The organism is Enterobacter sp. MGH 16, from assembly GCF_000493175.1.
Lineage (GTDB): Bacteria > Pseudomonadota > Gammaproteobacteria > Enterobacterales > Enterobacteriaceae > Enterobacter > Enterobacter roggenkampii.
On record NZ_KI535696.1, the window covers coordinates 36697 to 54357 of the forward strand.

Below are 17661 nucleotides of genomic sequence, written 5' to 3' on the forward strand. Positions count from 1 at the left end.
GGGTATATGGCATTCTCAAATGGTGATGCAAAAAAAGAAATTGCTGAGATCATCTCAGGGATTAGTAGTGATGAACGTCCTGTTTCATCGCACAAGAAGGCTTTCCAGATTGTAGCTATATACCCTGTAATTATGATCCTTACAGCCATTCTGGTGTGGTTTGCTTATTATGTCAGTCTGATTCAGGCAGGAGATAATAGCGGGATTGGCTGGAAGTTCTATCTTGAAGCAGCGCAGCTCGTTTTGGGGTATGGAGGATGGATATCTATCGGGGCGACAGCTGTTGTCGCAATATTCTTTATACTCATAAACTATTCTACTGTACTGGTATATCTATCTATACCTGAAGATATCAGGAATCGTTCGACATTAATCACTTCTTTAAGATCCACAGTTAAGAAGATAGCATTGTTCCTATGGGGTAGCGCTACCTTGTTATCTCTCGTAGGGATGATATCTGATTGGGGAATTTTACTGGCAGGGAGTATTCCAGCAGTTTTATTCATTTCAATATTTGTTACTAATGGATATCTTGGAATACAGAGCACTCGTTACGGTCTGGGGCCATTGATGTCAACGGCCAGTAAAATGATGAGCAGATAGGATTAGTTAATATTCTATCTTAAGTAAAATTTAACCTTTGATGAAAATACAGTCCCGGCGCTTCATACGCTGCCGGGATTTTTATATCCTCTCGATGTAAATTACCTTTCAAATCAGCCGATAACGTCTCTGTCAGATATATCTTGCTAACGGAGACGTTTTTCTATGCACAGGATGAATTCATGAAATTAAAACAATTAGCCGTTGTTGGTCTGATCGCGTCTGCTCTCGCTCTGTCTGGTTGTGGTGCCATGTCCACAGCGGTAAAGAAACGTAATCTCGATGTCAAAACCCAGATGAGTGAAACCATCTGGCTGGAGCCATCATCAGAGAAGACTGTATATTTGCAGATCCGTAATACCTCTGACAAGGACATGTCTGGTCTGCAGGCACAAATTACAAATGAACTGGCCGCGAAAGGTTACCGCGTCTCCAGCTCTCCGGACACGGCCTACTACTGGATTCAGGCAAACGTACTGAAAGCTGAAAAGATGGATCTGCGTGATGCACAGGGCTTCCTCAAGACCGGGTACGAAGGGGCGGCAATGGGTGCAGCACTGGGTGCAGGTATTACGGCGTACAACTCCTCGTCAGCTGGCGCAACGCTGGGTGTAGGCCTGGCCACCGGGCTGATCGGTATGGCTGCAGATGCAATGGTCGAAGACATCAACTACACGATGGTGACCGATCTGCAAATCTCCGAGCGCAGCAAAGCAGCCGTCACGACCGACAATATTGCTGCCCTGAAGCAGGGAACGTCCGGCATTAAGCTGCAGACTAGCACGGAGCAGGGCAACCGCGCTAAATACCAGACACGCGTGGTATCCAACGCCAACAAAGTGAACCTCAAGTTTGAAGAGGCAAAACCTGTCCTGGAAGCGCAGCTGGCCAAGTCCATCGCTGGCATCATGTAATACCCGCGGCTGCGGCGATCGTCGCAGCCGTTCTCCCTCACAGCTGATTTTTAACCGTGCTCATTCCGGGCAGGGTGCGTCAGTGTTTTCTGTCAGTTACCAGTAATTACGCTTCCTCACATGACTGCGCCTGGCGCAGCCCTGTCTGCGGCGAGCGTTGCGTCCTTAATTTCAAAGGAGTTCGTCCATGATGATGCATCAGAGAAATGAACGTGCAGATTACTCAGCTGAATTCTGGTCGCTTATCCATCTGGAAAGTGAGCTGATGGTGGCGAGGGCTTATCTGAATGTATTTGGTTCACTTCCGGAGGGGCAGGGGATGACCATCATTGCTGGCTGGGCTGGCTATGAATTCACGCTATATGGTCTGGAGCCCCAGGAGTGGCATTCACAGGTATATAAGGATGTGGCCTACTCAGTCCGTTCTCTGGCTGCATACATTAATGCACAGGACTGGGAGGACGGATGTCAGCAGGCCAGATATGAAGTGAGTCTGATGTAATAACCCGACGTTTTCCCTCTCGCGGTACCACGTATTTCATCACCCTTTTCAACTTTTCTTCTCTGATAACGAACATCACCGAACAGGTGATGCGATAACGGCCGGATAACACTCTATGAGCTTCGCAGGAAAAAACCTCACCCAGGGCGGGCAGATGACCGCCTACCGCTGGCGCATGTTCATTCAGGTGAACAACTGGATAGGATTCTGGATCTTCATCCTGTTCGGCGTGCTGACTACCGCCATTTTTCTCTGGCGAATTCCACAGGAAGCCCTTGATAACGGCTCCCTGTGGTGGTTCGCCAGTATCAACAGCAGTTTTATCGATCTGATGCCGGCAACGGGGACGCCAAAAATTTACGACGTCCACTACTGGTATGCGCCAACCGCGACGATGATGGTGCTCAAAATGACCCTGCCGCAAATCTATGCGGACCCGTACATGCAGGCGATGGGCAACCAGTGCCTGACTGAGCTGCAGTGGGCGGCCGGTGCCAGCGGACTGTTCAGTATGGTGGTGTTTCTCGCCGTGACCTGGTTTATCGCCAATATCGGCAGAAAGGAGAGCGAGGACGAATATCTCTCCGGCATGCAGCTGACCGACAAGCCAGCGGAAGTGAATAAGCTGTTGCGTAAAAACGCTGAGCTCTCTGATCTGCGCGTGGGCGACCTGCATATGGTCAGGATGGCGGAGGTACTCAATTTCCTGATGCATGGCACTATCGGGGTGGGAAAGTCGACGCTGATACGCTGGTTACTCGACTACATCCGCAAACGTGGTGACCGGGCCATTATCTACGACTCCGGCTGCACCTTCACTGAAACCCACTACAACCCCTCCACCGATTTCATCCTGAATGCCCACGACGAGCGCTGTGCCAACTGGCAGATGTGGGGCGAGTGCGTTGACGCGGTCGATTACGACAACCTGGCCGCCAGCCTTATTCCGGTTGAGGGTGAGTCCGATCCGTTCTGGGTATCCAGCTCGCGAACCATTTATGCCGACCTTGCAATTCGTATGTCGACGGACCCGGAACGCAGCATTGAGAAGTTCCTCAAAACCCTGCTGTCCCTCAGCATGAAAAATCTGCGTGACTATCTGGCCAACACGCCCTCGGCCAACCTGGTTGAGGAGAAGATCGAGAAAACGGCCATTTCCATTCGCTCGGTGGTGACCAACTACGCCAAAGCCCTTCGATATCTGCAGGGGCTGGATGACGGAACGAAGCCGCCGTTCACCATCCGGGAGTGGATGACGCAGGAACGCTATGACAGCAGCTGGCTGTTTATTTCAACCCAGGCACGTCACCGCAAGAGTGTACGCCCGCTGATCTCGCTGTGGGTATCTCTGGCCACGCTGATGCTACAGAGCATGGGGGAGAACAGCGACCGCCGCGTATGGTTCATTATCGATGAAGCACCCAGCCTGCAGCGCATACCCGAGCTGGCCGAAACGCTGGCGGAAGCGCGTAAATTTGGCGGCTGTTTCGTACTGGGGATGCAGAACATGGCGCAGCTGGTTCACGTCTACGGCCGCGAGCTGGCCAAAAGCATCTTTGACCTGATGAACACCCGAATGTACGGACGTTCGCCGAGCGCCGAGATGGCCAAAGTGGTGGAAGAGGAGCTGGGCAATCAGCGTAAGCGCAAAATCCGTGAGCAGAACAGCTACGGTCTGGACCAGGTGCGTGACGGTGTGTCTCTCGGTAAGGACGAGGTCAATAACCCCATTGTCGATTACGAGCAGATCATGCGTCTGCCAAACCTCAACTTCTACGTGCGCCTTCCGGGTGAGTATCCTGTCGTCCGTCTGAAACTGAAATACCGCTCGCTGAAGAAGCGCCAGGCAGGCCTGATTGAGCGCAACATCCGCGATGCGCTCAGTCCGGAGCTGGAGAAGGTTATTCAGGAGAACGAACGCGCAGCGTCTGCTGCAGGTCTGACGTTCCCGACCGGCGATGAAGTGCTGGAGAAGGGGAGCGAGACATCATCTGCAGCTGGCGGTCCTGCTCCGGTTTCGTCTGCAGGAGCATCCGGCTCACCGGTAACTCCGGCCGTCGAAAAAGTTGCCCGTACCCGAATGGAGGAACCGAAACCTTCGCGCAGCGCAGCTTCTGAACTGAGGCCGGTACCATCCAGGGAGCCCGTCACCTTGCGAACAGCGCAAGTGGCTCCGGAAGTAGTAACTGAAAATCACAGCACGGTGACAGACCCTGTCACCGAAGACAAAAAAGACAACGTCGTTTCACTTCGGTCTTCTCCTCCTGCAGTAAATCGTCAAAAAGAGACAGCGCCCCTTAATCCGGAAATACCTGCAGCACTGCAAAAAATTCGCAGCAGAACCCAGCTGGATATCCCCCCCGAGCCTGCTGCGGCCGGCGCGCTGGGGATGCTGAAACGGCGGCTCAATACCGGAGCCACCTCAGGCGGAGGCGAAGATCAGGCCAGCGAGAATGCGGGCGAATCAATGAACCTGGACATGAAGGTGACGGTACTGCCAGACGGCGGCCTGAGTCTGACGACGGCAGGGAAACCAGTGAGACCGCAGACCCCGGATGAAGCCCACAACACCCACCGGCAGCTGGCGCAGGAAGAAGAGAACATTTTACTTCACCGTCACGCGGACGACCCGGGTTACGACGAAAACGACCATCACTATTACGAGAGAGAGCATGACCTATGATGTCTGTCGCCCCAGTAGCGTCAGCCGGTGAGGCTGCAGGCTACTACAGCAATTCCGATAACTACTATTTTCTGGGCAGCCTGCAGAGCCTCTGGATGGGGGAAGGTGCAAAAGAGCTGGGCCTTGAGGGTACTGTCCGTGGCGATGACCTGACGGCCGTGCTCGAGGGACGTCTGCCGGACGGCTCACGGCTTGGCAAGGAGGTTAACGGACAGCACGTCCACCGCCCCGGCCATGACCTGACTTTTTCCGCCCCCAAAAGCGTGTCCATTCTGGCGCTCATAGGCAACGATAAAGAAATGGTGGAAGCACATAACCATGCCGTCCGCGTGGCGGCCGGCTATGTTGAGAAGCTCATCTCGGCCCGAGACACGAAAGACGGCGTTACGTCCATCGTACACACCGGCAAGATGGTGGCTGCCGCCTATACGCATGATACCTCGCGCAATCTTGATCCGCAGCTGCACACCCATCTCCTGATTGCCAACATGACGGAGTATGCGGGCAAATGGAAAGCTCTGGCCACGGACTATATCCATAACGCCGGTTTTATCGAGACCGTCATGAAGCACCAGGTCACGCTCGGAAAAATCTATCGCAGCGCGCTGCGCGAGCGTGTTGAAGCGCTCGGCCATGAAGTGGAAGAAGTAGGCAAGCATGGCATGTGGGAGATCAAGGGTGTTCCGGAAGAAGTCAGGGATGAATATTCCTCCCGGGGCCGCGAAATTCAGGGAGCCGTGGGGGCTGAAGCCACGCTGCGCAGCCGGGATGTGGCCGCCAAAGACACCCGCAGGGCGAAAGTTGACCCTTCGCGGATGCGCCTGATGGAGCGCTGGCTGGGACAAATGAAGGAGAAGGGATTTGACCTGAAGGCATATCAGGAAAGCGTGATGCCGCGTGATGCAGGTCTTCGTGAGACCGCGCCTCAGCCGGAGCGAGATCACCAGGCTAAGCCGGTTCCTGCCGGGCCTGAACAGGCTTCTCCGCAGACGTCGCCCAGGGCAGAAAAGAGCGTCGACACACCTGCTCAACCCGCAGAACGGGAGAGCCTGTCCCGTCAGCCAGTACCACAACAGACTGACACGCTGAGTCAGCCGGCACAGACCGGTCCCGAAAAGACGCCGGCGACCAGGAGCTTTCCCGCAGCGCAGCTGGACAATGAAATACCCCGCCCGGAACTGACTGAGGCTGTCCGGCTGGCCATCTCGCAGCTCAGCGACAGTAAAACACGCTTCACCTTTGGCGAGCTGATGATGACCACCGCTGAGCTGAGTGAACGGCTGCCGGAGATTCAGGATATTCGTGTGGCCATCGATGCGGCGCTGAAGGACGGCATGATTGTGCCGCTGGACAGTGAGAAAGGCGTTTTCACCTCCCGTATTCACCTGCTGGATGAACTCTCGATCCAGGCGCTGAGTCAGGAGCATCTCAAATCCACAAAAGTCGTCAGTTTCACCCGCCCGGCGCAGTACGCGCCGGCGGGGCTGGAAGTTGTGGAGAAGGACGCCCTGGTTCTGATGAATGCCCCGTCAGGCGTGGCTGGCATCCGTGACCTGACCGCGCAGCTGGCCGGCATTGCCGGCGCGAACGGTCGTGACGTGCAGGTGCTGGTCAGCTCTGCCGAGCGCGCCATTTCGCTGGCGAAATCCGACGATTTGCGGGAGCGGATTATCAGCCGGCAGCATGTTCTGAGCGGTGATTTCCACATGAAACCCCAGAGCACGCTGATAATCGAAGGGGCAGAGCGTCTGGGGCTAAAGGAAACGCTGGTTCTGCTGGGCGAAGCGCGGGCGCAGGATGCACAGCTGGTCTTTCTCGACAGTGCCGGACGACAGGCGAACGGTAACGCTATGTCCGTGCTGGAGTCCGCGGGGGTTGCCCGCTCCCGCCGCACGGAGCCGGCGCCCGGGCTTGAGGCCGAAGTGGTCAGTATTCCGAACAAACGCGACCGTTACGAGGCGCTGGCCAACCGTTTTGCCGAGCTGAGCGGAGGCAGTGAAAACGTCACCGCAGTCGTGGTCGGCAGACGTGAACAGGCTCAGCTGACGGGCCTGGTACGCGAGGCGCTGCAGAACGCAGGACAGCTGGGGCGCGACGGCGTGGAGATAGAGGCCCGGCAGCCGGTCTGGCTCGACAACAAAACGCGCCGCATGCCCGGTTCATACCGTCCCGGCATGGTGCTTGAAGATCGCACTGATGCAAAAGAGCGTAAGTCGTATGTGATTGACCGGGTGCATGACGACACGCGAGTCCTCTCGCTCATCGACGGTGACGGCGTGCTGACCCGGATGAAAATCGGGGATATCAGCGCAGACTGGCGTCTCTTCAGCCGTGAAACCCTCAGCGTGGCCACCGGCGAAAAACTGCTGTCCGTGGCGGGCGACCGCGAGCACAGCCTGAAGGCCAAAGATCGTCTTGAGGTGACCGGGATAAGTGAAAAGGGGATTGAGGTGAAACGGGGGGAAGACACCCTGACGCTGCCAAAAGACCAGCCGCTCTATCTGTCACATGCTTACGTGACCGCCCCGGGCGGCCGGGATAACGACACCGGCGTGGTGCTGGCCGCGCTGAACAGCCGCGACATCTCGACCCAGACCATGAACTCGCTGGCGCAGAGTGGCCACCGGGCGGAAGTATTCACTGCCGAAGTGCAGGACCGGGCTGAAGCCAGGCTGCAGCGTATGAAGACCAATGCCTCTCCCGTGCAGCTGGTCAGAAACCTGAGTGGCCACGATGACGTCAGTCAGGCAGTGGGTTCACTGCATGACAGCGTCCGGACGGACGCCGGACTGGCCGTCTGGCGTGCCATCAACGACCAGCGCACCGTGGTAATCAGCGAGCTGAAGCTCGCGACGGAAGCGCAGAAATATCATCCCGACCTTGAGGCCATCGGGAATGAAATTGGCGCGATGATTAAAAATGGCGAGCTGTTGTCCGTATCCTCAGGGGGAGAGCCGGTACTGGTTTCCCGGGCTACCTGGGAGATGGAGAAAGCCATTCTGCGTGTGGTGGAGGAAGGGAAAGGTACGCAGCAGCCGTTGCTGGAACAGGTACCGGAGGCCGTGCTGAACGGCCTGACGGATGGCCAGAAAAAGGCGACCACCCTGGTGCTGGGTACCACGGATCAGTTTATCGGGATTCAGGGCTATGCCGGCGTGGGGAAAACCACGCAGCTGAAGGCGGTGATATCTGCACTGGAGACCATACCGGCGGACGTTCGTCCGGTGATGACGGGGCTTGCTCCTACGCACCAGGCGGTGAAAGAAATGAGCGACGTCGGTGTCCGGGCGCAGACCATCAAATCCTTTGTCGTTGAGCATGACCAGGCGACGGCTGCAGGCGGGAAACCTGACTATAAAGGACAGGTGTTTCTTATCGATGAGTCATCAATGGCAGGCAACCAGGATACGGCGGCATTGTTCCAGGCCATTGCCAGCGGCGGCGGTCGCGCGGTCTCGATGGGAGATATCGACCAGTTTGAAGCGGTCGACGTGGGCGCGCCGTTTAAGCTGATGCAGGAGCGAAGCCCGATGGATGTGGCCATCATGAAGCAAATCGTCCGTCAGAAAGACCTGCAGCTGCGCGGCGCCGTTCACGACATCATTGATAACCGGATCGATGCGGCCCTGCAGCGCATTGAAACCCAGCCGGCTGTCCGTGTGGCGCGTAGCGCTTCAGCCGCGCTCCCGGAGAGTGCGATTCAGGAAACGGAGACGCCTGTTAACGACATCGTGGCTGACTGGAAGGACCGGACACCGGAGGCGCGGTCCCGTACGCTCATCATTGCGCAGCTGAACGCCGACCGTAAGGCGATAAATGCCGGCATTCATGCCGCGCTTGCAGCGCGGGGAGAACTGGGGGAGAAGGCCATTAAGGTGCCTGTGCTCGATAAAATCACCCATACGCGCCATGCGTTCAACAAAACAGAGGCCTGGGAAGCCGGGATGGTGGTTAAACGCGGTGACCGCTACCAGGATGTGGTGGCCGTCGACCGTAACGGCAGCACGGTGACGGTACGTGATGAGGAAGGGAAGATTGGTATGTATTCCCCGAAGCAGCTGATCACCGGTGACGTGCAGCTGTTTCGCCGCAGCGAGATGGAAGTCCGTTCCGGCGATCTGCTTAAGTTCACGACGACCGATCGCGAACAGGGTCAGATGGCCAACCAGCGCTATACGGTGGAGTCGGTCAGCGAGGCGGGGAATATCCGACTGAAGGGGGAAAATGGTCGCGTCACCATCAATCCGGAGAAGGTCCGGGCGCAGCAGCATCTCGACTACGGCTGGGCCGTCACCGGCTACGGCGCACAGGGGGCCAGTAGCGATTATGTCATTGCGCTGGAGGGCACGAAAGACGGACGTAAGGCTCTGGCTTCCCGTCGTGCCTTCTACATTTCAGCCTCACGCGTGAAAGAGCACGTCCAGATATACACCGACGGGAAAGCGGACTGGGTTAAGACGGTAAAAACGCCGGAACGTGATATCAAAACTGCGCACGATGCGCTGGCGCCAGAAACGCAGCGCAAACAGGCGAAAGCCATCTGGGCAATGGGGCAGCCGGTGAATAAAACGGCCATCGGTCGCGCCTGGGTGCGCCATCAGGGCATGCAGGATGCGTCACTGACGGCAAAAATCATCCCTGCCACCCGGCGCTTTCCTGAACCGGCGCTGGCGCTGCCGGTGTATGACAACAATGGCAGGAGTGCGGGCCTGGCCCTGGTTTCCCTAGTCGCCAGTCCGGAAGGACGGATGACGCAGGGTGAGACCCGGATGGTCATGACAGAGCGTGCCCGTGGCGCCGTGCTGCAGCGGAGTCAGTCCGGAAACACGATTGTGGCCAGCGACCTGACGGCTGCACTCGATGCAGTACGAAATTATCCAAAGGACGGTGTGGTCTGGCAGACCGGTGATGAACCGCCTTCAGCATGGCTGCTTAAGGTAAGCGGTGGGACAAAACAGGATGTGTCACCGGGTATTGTCTCCACACTGACGGACGAACAGAACGTACAGCAGCTGCGCGAGCAGATGCTGGCAGACCAGGTTCGCAATGAAGAAGCCGGTCGGAGCAGGCAGCCGGAGTCGTTGCTGGCGGAAGTTCCACAGGAAGAGGTGATCAGACTGAAACCGGAAGACATTAACCCGCGTAAACCGGAACCACTCAACCCGGATGCAGATGTAGTCGCCAGGGTGAGAGGTGAGGAAAACACCGATGGACGGGAAATAAAAGCCGCTGCAGGCGTCAGAAGCGAGCTGGAAGGTGCTGACAAGGCATCCGGTGAACAGTCGCGGGCATCGCGTGTGATTGCAGATCTTGCAAACGCGGAACGCGACATGCTCAGGGCGGTAGAAAATACTGAACGCGGCCGCACGCCGGAGCGTGAAGAACAGACTCTCACCCGAACCATTCAGAAAGAACGTTAATCCCCCTTTTAACCATGAGAATCAGACAATGAAAGCAAACAAATTAGCCGCATTAATAGTTACAACATACATTGGCTATATTTCAACGGCACACGCTTCGACCCCTCAGCCGGTATTCAGCCCGGAGCAGGAGGCTCGTATTGGCGAAATTGCTGCCAGCTATCTGGTGTCCCACCCGGAGATTCTGGTGACGGTCAGTAATAAGCTGCAGGAACAGCAGGAGGCGCGTAAGCAGAAGATGTTCGCACTCAGCGTGATGGAGAATCAGGCGAACCTTCTGCATGATCCGGACACACCGGCTTACGGACCTGATAATGCAAAGGTAGCGGTGATTGAATTCTTTGATTACCAGTGCGTGTTCTGCAGCCGCTTCGCGCCGGAGCTGGAGAAGGTCATGAAAGCGCAGCCGGACGTCCGCTACCTCTTTAAGGAGTGGCCTATATTTGGTGGTCGCTGGGAAGCTTCACTTCAGGCAGCGCAACAGGGGCTGACGGTCTGGCAAAAGAAAGGGCCGCAGGCCTATGTCACCTATCACAATGCCATCTACGCCACCGGTCATAATGAAGGCAAACTGACGGCGGAGGATATTCACGGAGCAGCGTCAAAGGCGGGACTGACCACCCCAGCTCCTGGCGACCATACCCCATCCCTTGAGAAAAACAGTAACCTGGCTGAGGCGCTGGGACTCACCGGAACGCCGGGGATCATCGTCATGCCCGTTAGCGGAGCGACTCCTGACACCATCACGGTTTTCCCGGAAGCCGTTACCGCTGAAAGACTCCAGGCAGCAATCCGGAAAGCCTCACGCGCACAGTGACCCCGGTCCTGTAGAGCGTCTCCCGCCAGAGGCTGATCTTCAGATTCCGCGCGTAAATGCCATCTTCCCGTTCCGTTCTCCTGCGCTTCCTCGATCAGGCCTGCCGGCCTGATACTGCGGCGAGCGCTGCCGGTTATAGTCCCTTAAGGACAATTAAGGTTAAGTTTGGAAGATCTGTGCGGGCTTGAAAGAGTGAGCGGAAAACTACCGGCCATCCCGCTGTTCCAAACCACCCCGGTTCAGAAGTAGAAGCGGGATAACCGGCAAGGCTCACTTTAACTGAAGTAAACCAGTGACGCTATTTCAGACTAGGTATTAATCTTTTATCACTCAATCTTATGGGACATTGAACTCAAATGTCGTGAACCACAGCGAAACTGTACATGGATGGGCCATGTATAGTTAGCCTGTGTTTTTGCAAAAAGTGCTTTTCACGCATTTTACGCATAAAAATTTTTATATGGTTTAAACGTCGTAGAAAGCTCTCAGAGCGATTTTCTGTCTTTTGTAACGGGAATCTTGTTTTACAACTGAAGTTGTTTCCTAGAGCCACTGGTTGCAAATCTAAGCCCAATACAGAGCATTCATGGATCAATGATGTTCAATGAATTGTAGTGAATAGCTATGAATAGGAGTGAGCTTGCGAGGAGTTGTTAGCCACAATAGTATAGTAATCATCAATACTAACCAGACAGCTATTCGTTATGGGTTGAATGGTGTATTGAAACCGGATGGTTACAGGGGTTCAGGTAACTGAATCGCATCCCGCAGCCAGAGATGGTTCGGCCAGTTCCGAAGTAATTGCGACCTGCCCCGTTCATTGATTCGTCATTGAATGGCTGAGGCCCCCGAAAGGGGGCCGCCTCTTTCAACGTCTGTCCTTCCGCCTGTTGCTTGCTTCTTTGGGTTTACCCGAGTTTCGTGGTTTTTTGTCTGTATCCATAGCCACTTTGAACAAACTTAATGGCTTATTGGGTATGACTACCCCAGGTGCACCAGGGCCAGTACGAACGAAGAATGCTGACAAAATATGCATCCGCAGCAAGCGGTTCTCTTTAAAAAACGCCACACAAATTTTATAGGGCTCAACCTGTTGGGTAGCGCTGTTCATCATATGCAATGTGAAATACTTCTCAGCATCGGTGTGATAAAGCGACATTGTTGGGAGGTTTACGAGGATATTGCGGATCTGTTTCGATGCTTCATAACGTTCCAGGCAGATGTTTTTCTCTTCCCTACCATCTTTGTAGAGGACAGGAATGTTATATGCCGTTTCCTCTTTTGCAAAACAGTGAAGCCCATAAGTTACAACGAACGTAAAAGTGGCTTTTTCACCTTTGAAGGTGATTTCATGTGCATCAAGATGAGACAGAGAAAACGTGTTTCCACCATGTTCGAAGGGTGGCCAACTCTGAACGGAATCAATATGATATTTAGCCACTTTACGCCTCGTCCATGTACTTATTGCATTCTATCACCGTTCCAAAACATCCGGTAATTTGTATTTTAAAATCACCATAACTCATTGATTTAAATGATTTATGGTAAAGTAAAATACCTGTTAGGTTTAGTGCATGTGGATTTCTCGCCACAATTAGTGGAGTAGTTCTTAACAGGGGGGTATTTGATCATCTCCGCAAAGTAAGGAGATGCTGTGAAACCTCACGACTCCAGCTAAGAAGGAATATGGCGTAACTGGATGTATCGCGTTACCAGGCGACAACTCTGTATATTATTCCCAGCCCCCATGCTATGTGATGCAAGCCTATTAACTTATTAACTCGCTTGGCGTCAGACCAGGTCAAGACGATCGCGGGCAGTACGGAGGCGCGCCTCGCCACGGCGGTCGTACTGCTGGGTGGTGGTGACACTGGCATGGCCCATTGCGTCTTTCACGGTAATCAGATCCTCACCGTTATCCAGCATCGCCGTCGCAAAGGTTCTCCTTAAATCGTGTGGTGCGCATTTCGCAATCCCGGCCTGATGCTGGCGTACCTGCAGGACATGGTACACTGCCTGGTCGGTCAGCCGGTCGTTTGTGAGGGTATCAAAGCGACGGATACGGGTGAACAGCGGCCCTTCATTCTCCCCGCGAACTTCTTCAATCCACTTCTGCAGTCGCTGCCAGGTGCCGCCCGGCATGTAGGCCAGGCGCTCCTTGTTTCCCTTGCCCAGCACCCTGAGCGCACGATCATCTGTGACAACGTCACTCAGACCCAGCCCCACGACCTCCGAGCGTCGCAGGCCGCAGCCAAGAATGACACTCAGCATCGCCGCATCACGCACCCCGATACTGGAATCATCGGCCTCGCAGGCACCGAACAGCGCCCGGATCTCCTCCGGCGGCAGGGCCCGGCCGCGCGGAAGACGGCTGCCGCGCAGGTTACGCACCGCCCGGATGTGCTGAAAACTCTCGACGTCCATCAGCTTCAGCATCCAGGCTTCCTTCGCCACGCCCTTCAGCGCCGAAAGGTAGGTGTTGACGGTGGCCGTGGCCCGGCCGGTGTCACGCAGCAGCTCGGTCACGGCCATCACGTGATGACGGCGCAGGCTGCCCCAGCTGCAGGCGTCGAGGGACTCAGCGCCGAGCAGACCGGCAACAATGCTGAGGAACGAGGCCATGGTCTGCCGGCTGCGGGGGGAATTCAGGGAAAGCAGGTAGGCCCTGGCGGGACTGACCGGACCCTCGCCGCCGATCAGCGCCGGCAGGAAATCCCCCTCCGGGGGAATGACCGCCGGCGACATGGCCAGCTCAGGATCATCATCAGGCATCAGGGTCATCCAGGCTCCGTCCGGGCCGGAAACCGTCCGGCGCGCTGCGTGAAAAATCGGGGTAAATGATACGTTCTGAGCGTACCGCAGAAAGTCTACTTTTTCAAAGGTACATTTTAATAAGTAGATTCAATAACGTTACCTCACCGGCGATTGCCGGCACCAACATCGTCCAGATGGTAAGATTCGGGTAGGTGCCTGAACTCTACAACGCTGCTAATTTAGCAGAACCTCCATAATCAACAGAAAGGTTAATAATGAATCAGAAATGGAAGATGCTGTTAATATCAGTATTAACACCGTCTGGCATCATATCGGGGATCGCGTTGACAGTACTCTGGGGTTATTTCAGTCGTCTTGACAGACTGGATGTTTTCTTTGAGGTGATGAGCATCAAAAGCCTGTTCGCTCTTGTTTGCTGCGCGGCAGTTTTTTCTTTAGCTATTCTGTTATTTATCTTTTTTATAATCTCCATATTCATGCCAATTATCATTCCTCAGGAAATTAATAATCTTCCTACATACAATAAAATTCAGAATAACTTTTTATCGGTATTGATGCTGTCAGGTCTGTTCCCGATGGCTTTCATCTATGTATTTTACTATGCTTTCGATTTCAGCCAGGGCATTAAAAATAATTCTGGCTGGCTGTCTTTACTGAGTATTGGAGTCCTGACCATAGTTATATCCTGTCTGATAAACAGAAAGCATCTAGAAAAGGACTTATCAATAAAAATTACGAAGGTAAGATGGATGCGGCGATGCCAGATTTATCTGGCCATCCCACTGTGTATTGCCCTGCTGGCGCATTTGCAGGTGTTTCCACTGGAGATAGTATTTAGGAATATTGCCGCTTCGTATGAAAAGGTCAGCCTTAGGATCGTGGCCGGGATGGCATTCATGTCATATATGGTTTTTTTTCTGACGATGATGCCAGGCCTCGTTTACCTCAGAATGGATGCAAAGGATAAACTTCCGAAAAAGATTAGCACTTCCCTTATTGTGTCACTGATGATACTGTTATTTATTTCTACGAAAATTACTGTTTTACCAGTTATATTTACCCACTCGGTCATTAAACTTTCAGGTATAAGTGACTTCAGCGCTCACAGATATATTATTAAAGCGAGCGAGTATCCAGAGGAATTTTTTTCAAACTCGGTCTGGGATAGAAAAATAATCAAAGCAGGAGAATATTACTCGGTGCGAGCTGTTTCACTATTTACGACGACACAGTTCAGCTTTCTTTGCCCTGAAGAGATTATAAAATCTTACAGAGAAAGCTGGAAATTTAATCCGCTGGATACTGATTACGATACAGATGTCAGGATGAAACTCCAGAAAGAAGCCGCTTACTGTGTACCGGTTTCAGCGATAGCCGTAAAAAGATGGGACGTACCACTCTAGTAGTGGAATAAGGGTATAAGTAGGAAACTTATACCCTTCATTATCATTTTCCTGTAGATTTACTAGGTTTCAATCCGGGGGTGTTGCCGGGCGTATCCTTATTATCACGGCGACGTTGATCAGGCTTTCCTGTTGACTTTGCAATTGGTTTGGGACCTGGTTTTAAACCCATGATACTGATTCCTGAGTTTCAGAGGGATATCCTCAATACGTATATAAGGGATCTACTGTGCCGTATCAAGGTATAAATGAAAAGATTGCTGATCTACTCTAAATTATGTGATCGACATATCATTTGGAAGTGACTCTACTTATGATAATTATTTGAAGAGACCTAAAAGAATCTTGCCTAGTAGCGATGTTCCCATGCCAGAAAAATTGAATAGGCCGCTGAGCGAATATCTTCCACAGCGGCCTTTTTGTTATAAACACCTTGGGTGAATTAATTCATAGTGAAATGAAAAACTCCTCTTCATTCCTTCTTTTATAACTATCATCCCATATGAGTTTGATTCGATATTTGGTTTTGCTATCTGAACTTATTACTGCAATGATCTCAATTCCATGTTGCGGATGCAGTATCTCATATGGGAATTTGTCTTGCACATCCGATATTGCAAGATATTCATCACCATCATTATCAGGAAAGAGGATTTCTATATTCCTAGCTTCGACTTTACCTCTGTTGTAAATCTTTAGCCTATAATTATTTCTGGCTATATTCACCAAACGGACTCCAAGCTCAGCCTTCATTTCATTGATAGCGGACTTTGTTTCTTTTTCCAGAAGCAACTTACGTAGCCTATCTTGTTCATCCTTAATAACTTTTTGTTCTCTATCGTTTTTTCTGGATTTAACTTCGGATGATATGATGGTGTAGATTGATACTGCAAGCGCACCTAAAGCGATGATATCACTTGTCGTCATTATTTGATCCTTATGTTTTTATTCCCCTTAAAAGCTTTCGTCAGTATGTCGCTAAACTGCTTCTGTATATCCTTTGTCAACTCTTCTTTTACTTCATTAGCATGAGCTTCAATACCTACGCCATTTTCTTGGATTAACTCATCGTTAGTGAATTCATTTCCACATCCTACACATTTGACTATCTCTGAATGTTCAATACATTCCATTTCAGAACCCCCACACACAGGGCATAATAAAGTTATTTTTCTACTGTATTTGTCAGCATTAAACTTCATATGTTTTCACTCCTCTTATAGTCTGTATTTAGTTACTGGTAATATGGATGATATTAGTTTAAAACTCTGGATGATTAATTAACTTCAACATATATATCATAGCACTGAAATAATTACCTTGCGATGAATAGTTCCTCAGAAGAGGAGTAAAATATCTGTTACGCATCGTGCATATCATCACTATATATTGAACGCTTAAATGCTGAGTCTGACGTTCGTCAGAGCATGTTGCTGATCAGCACAACGGCGACGCATGCGCTTTTCAACAACTGACACCCGAATGAGTTCTTTATCTGAAATGGTCACAAGCATCCTGATGTTCCTACATGCCCAGTGAATAGTACCTTATGCCTGAAAAAGTGACATCACTATAACTCAGTTACATTACTACTTCGTATAACAAAGATTATGTTAAATCAAATAAATATATCGTTTACTATCAATTATTTAGTATGGTAATCATCCCTTCCTTGCCAATGAACCTATTGCGGCAGCTTGAGAAACAAAGTCCGTTCTTGGGTTTGCGATGCCTTAAAACCATGATGAAGATAAAACCCTTTGGCTTCTTCTGTCAGCGCATGAACCATAATTGCGCGAACGCCTATATTTTCAGCCACACGATAGCAGCGCAATACTGCATCGTGCAGTAAATCAGCACCCAGCCCTTGTCCACGAAGTGATACATCGACAGCCAGGCGAGCAAGTATGATAACCGGGATTGGATCTGGCATATTGCGCCTGAGACTCCCCGTCGCTTCAACATGGTTAACGCTGCCGGTGGCCAGGGAGTAAAAACCGGCAACCTGTTTGGTGCCTGTTTTACATACAACGAACGTCCTGGCAGCACCAAGAGCCTGATTTTTTAACCCTCGCTGTTTAAGCCAGTCATCGAGAACGGCCTCCCCGCTTACGAACTCAGCCAGTTGATGTGAGCTGGATAATGGTTCCGGTGGTGTTACACGTCCCACTGAGGTTTCCTTGCCAGGAGTTTATTGATGGCAGCGTCATCCGAAACTGGCGCATCGAGCATATCGATAAACTCTGCATACTGCTCATCGTTAAAATTGAATACGCGACGATCGAGGATCACATTCTCAGCAGCCTGGCACGCCATTTCAAGGATAAAGTCTGTGCGTGATTTATGAAGGATTTCTGCAGCAGCATCGATAAGTGCTCTTTGAGACTCCTTGGCTCTGAGGTTGAGCTGGACATCTGATTTCATGTGTGTACTCCTTGTATAGCAATTGCTTTACGAGCATAACACAGGAATAATGTATAGCAAACGCTATACACACTTTCTCTCACTACAGATATGACCCTAAAGCTTCACAGTGTAACGACT

13 protein-coding genes are annotated in these 17661 nt (G+C 52.3%); 7 read left to right on the plus strand and 6 right to left on the minus strand.

The genetic code is table 11. The annotated features are described in order from the left end of the window. Nucleotides 1-6: 6 nt before the first annotated feature. The 6 genes from L362_RS00490 (at nucleotide 7) to L362_RS00465 (ending at nucleotide 10939) form a co-directional block, all read left to right on the plus strand. Entirely contained in the window at nucleotides 7-603 is a 597-nt protein-coding gene (locus L362_RS00490) for a hypothetical protein (protein ID WP_023345515.1), read from the plus strand. A 182-nt stretch (nucleotides 604-785) separates the two neighbouring features. After that, entirely contained in the window at nucleotides 786-1517 is a 732-nt protein-coding gene (gene traT, locus L362_RS00485; RefSeq protein WP_023345516.1) for a conjugal transfer complement resistance protein TraT, read from the plus strand. A gap of 187 nt (nucleotides 1518-1704) precedes the next feature. Further along, entirely contained in the window at nucleotides 1705-2019 is a 315-nt protein-coding gene (locus tag L362_RS00480) for a hypothetical protein (RefSeq protein WP_023345517.1), read from the plus strand. 115 nt (nucleotides 2020-2134) lie between these two features. Continuing rightward, the gene (gene traD / locus L362_RS00475) at nucleotides 2135-4702 is read left to right on the plus strand and encodes a type IV conjugative transfer system coupling protein TraD (RefSeq protein WP_023345518.1); all 2568 of its coding nucleotides are present in this window, start codon (nucleotides 2135-2137) and stop codon (nucleotides 4700-4702) included. Then, on the plus strand, nucleotides 4699-10122 hold the full coding sequence (gene traI / locus L362_RS00470; RefSeq protein ID WP_023345519.1) for a conjugative transfer relaxase/helicase TraI: 5424 nt from the start codon (nucleotides 4699-4701) through the stop codon (nucleotides 10120-10122). The genes traD and traI overlap by 4 nt, the downstream gene beginning before the upstream one ends. A gap of 28 nt (nucleotides 10123-10150) precedes the next feature. Beyond that, nucleotides 10151-10939 carry a DsbA family protein gene (locus L362_RS00465; protein WP_023345520.1) on the plus strand — a complete coding sequence of 263 codons (789 nt, stop codon included), beginning with the start codon at nucleotides 10151-10153 and terminating at the stop codon, nucleotides 10937-10939. Nucleotides 10940-11807: 868 nt separating this feature from the next. On the opposite strand, the gene L362_RS00460 is transcribed toward L362_RS00465, so the two are convergent. Next, entirely contained in the window at nucleotides 11808-12380 is a 573-nt protein-coding gene (locus L362_RS00460; protein ID WP_023345521.1) for a hypothetical protein, read from the minus strand. A gap of 350 nt (nucleotides 12381-12730) precedes the next feature. Continuing rightward, nucleotides 12731-13720, minus strand: a complete 990-nt coding sequence (locus L362_RS00455; protein ID WP_023345522.1) for a tyrosine-type recombinase/integrase — start codon at nucleotides 13718-13720, stop codon at nucleotides 12731-12733. 248 nt (nucleotides 13721-13968) lie between these two features. Between L362_RS00455 and L362_RS00450 the strand changes: the two genes are divergently transcribed. Further along, on the plus strand, nucleotides 13969-15117 hold the full coding sequence (locus L362_RS00450) for a hypothetical protein (protein ID WP_023345523.1): 1149 nt from the start codon (nucleotides 13969-13971) through the stop codon (nucleotides 15115-15117). Between the two features lie 447 nt (nucleotides 15118-15564). On the opposite strand, the gene L362_RS00445 is transcribed toward L362_RS00450, so the two are convergent. The 4 genes from L362_RS00445 to L362_RS00430 all read right to left on the minus strand — a co-directional run bounded on the left by L362_RS00445 (nucleotide 15565) and on the right by L362_RS00430 (nucleotide 17541). Next, nucleotides 15565-16044 carry a hypothetical protein gene (locus L362_RS00445; RefSeq protein ID WP_023345524.1) on the minus strand — a complete coding sequence of 160 codons (480 nt, stop codon included), beginning with the start codon at nucleotides 16042-16044 and terminating at the stop codon, nucleotides 15565-15567. Beyond that, nucleotides 16044-16319, minus strand: a complete 276-nt coding sequence (locus tag L362_RS00440) for an ECs_2282 family putative zinc-binding protein (RefSeq protein WP_023345525.1) — start codon at nucleotides 16317-16319, stop codon at nucleotides 16044-16046. Before L362_RS00440 ends, L362_RS00445 begins: the two co-directional genes overlap by 1 nt. Before the next feature lie 482 nt (nucleotides 16320-16801). After that, nucleotides 16802-17287 carry a GNAT family N-acetyltransferase gene (locus L362_RS00435; protein WP_023345526.1) on the minus strand — a complete coding sequence of 162 codons (486 nt, stop codon included), beginning with the start codon at nucleotides 17285-17287 and terminating at the stop codon, nucleotides 16802-16804. Next, nucleotides 17275-17541 (minus strand): type II toxin-antitoxin system TacA family antitoxin, encoded by a 267-nt coding sequence (locus L362_RS00430; protein ID WP_023345527.1) that lies wholly within the window; start codon nucleotides 17539-17541, stop codon nucleotides 17275-17277. Before L362_RS00430 ends, L362_RS00435 begins: the two co-directional genes overlap by 13 nt. Nucleotides 17542-17661 lie beyond the last annotated feature (120 nt).

Coding starts and splice junctions, on each gene's coding strand:
- L362_RS00440 (WP_023345525.1), bottom strand. CDS start 16,319: ATGAAGTTTAATGCTGACAAATACAGTAGAAAAATAACTTTATTATGC.
- L362_RS00450 (WP_023345523.1), top strand. CDS start 13,969: ATGAATCAGAAATGGAAGATGCTGTTAATATCAGTATTAACACCGTCT.
- traI (WP_023345519.1), top strand. CDS start 4,699: ATGATGTCTGTCGCCCCAGTAGCGTCAGCCGGTGAGGCTGCAGGCTAC.
- traD (WP_023345518.1), top strand. CDS start 2,135: ATGAGCTTCGCAGGAAAAAACCTCACCCAGGGCGGGCAGATGACCGCC.
- L362_RS00490 (WP_023345515.1), top strand. CDS start 7: ATGGCATTCTCAAATGGTGATGCAAAAAAAGAAATTGCTGAGATCATC.
- L362_RS00455 (WP_023345522.1), bottom strand. CDS start 13,720: ATGACCCTGATGCCTGATGATGATCCTGAGCTGGCCATGTCGCCGGCG.
- traT (WP_023345516.1), top strand. CDS start 786: ATGAAATTAAAACAATTAGCCGTTGTTGGTCTGATCGCGTCTGCTCTC.
- L362_RS00430 (WP_023345527.1), bottom strand. CDS start 17,541: ATGAAATCAGATGTCCAGCTCAACCTCAGAGCCAAGGAGTCTCAAAGA.
- L362_RS00465 (WP_023345520.1), top strand. CDS start 10,151: ATGAAAGCAAACAAATTAGCCGCATTAATAGTTACAACATACATTGGC.
- L362_RS00480 (WP_023345517.1), top strand. CDS start 1,705: ATGATGATGCATCAGAGAAATGAACGTGCAGATTACTCAGCTGAATTC.
- L362_RS00445 (WP_023345524.1), bottom strand. CDS start 16,044: ATGACGACAAGTGATATCATCGCTTTAGGTGCGCTTGCAGTATCAATC.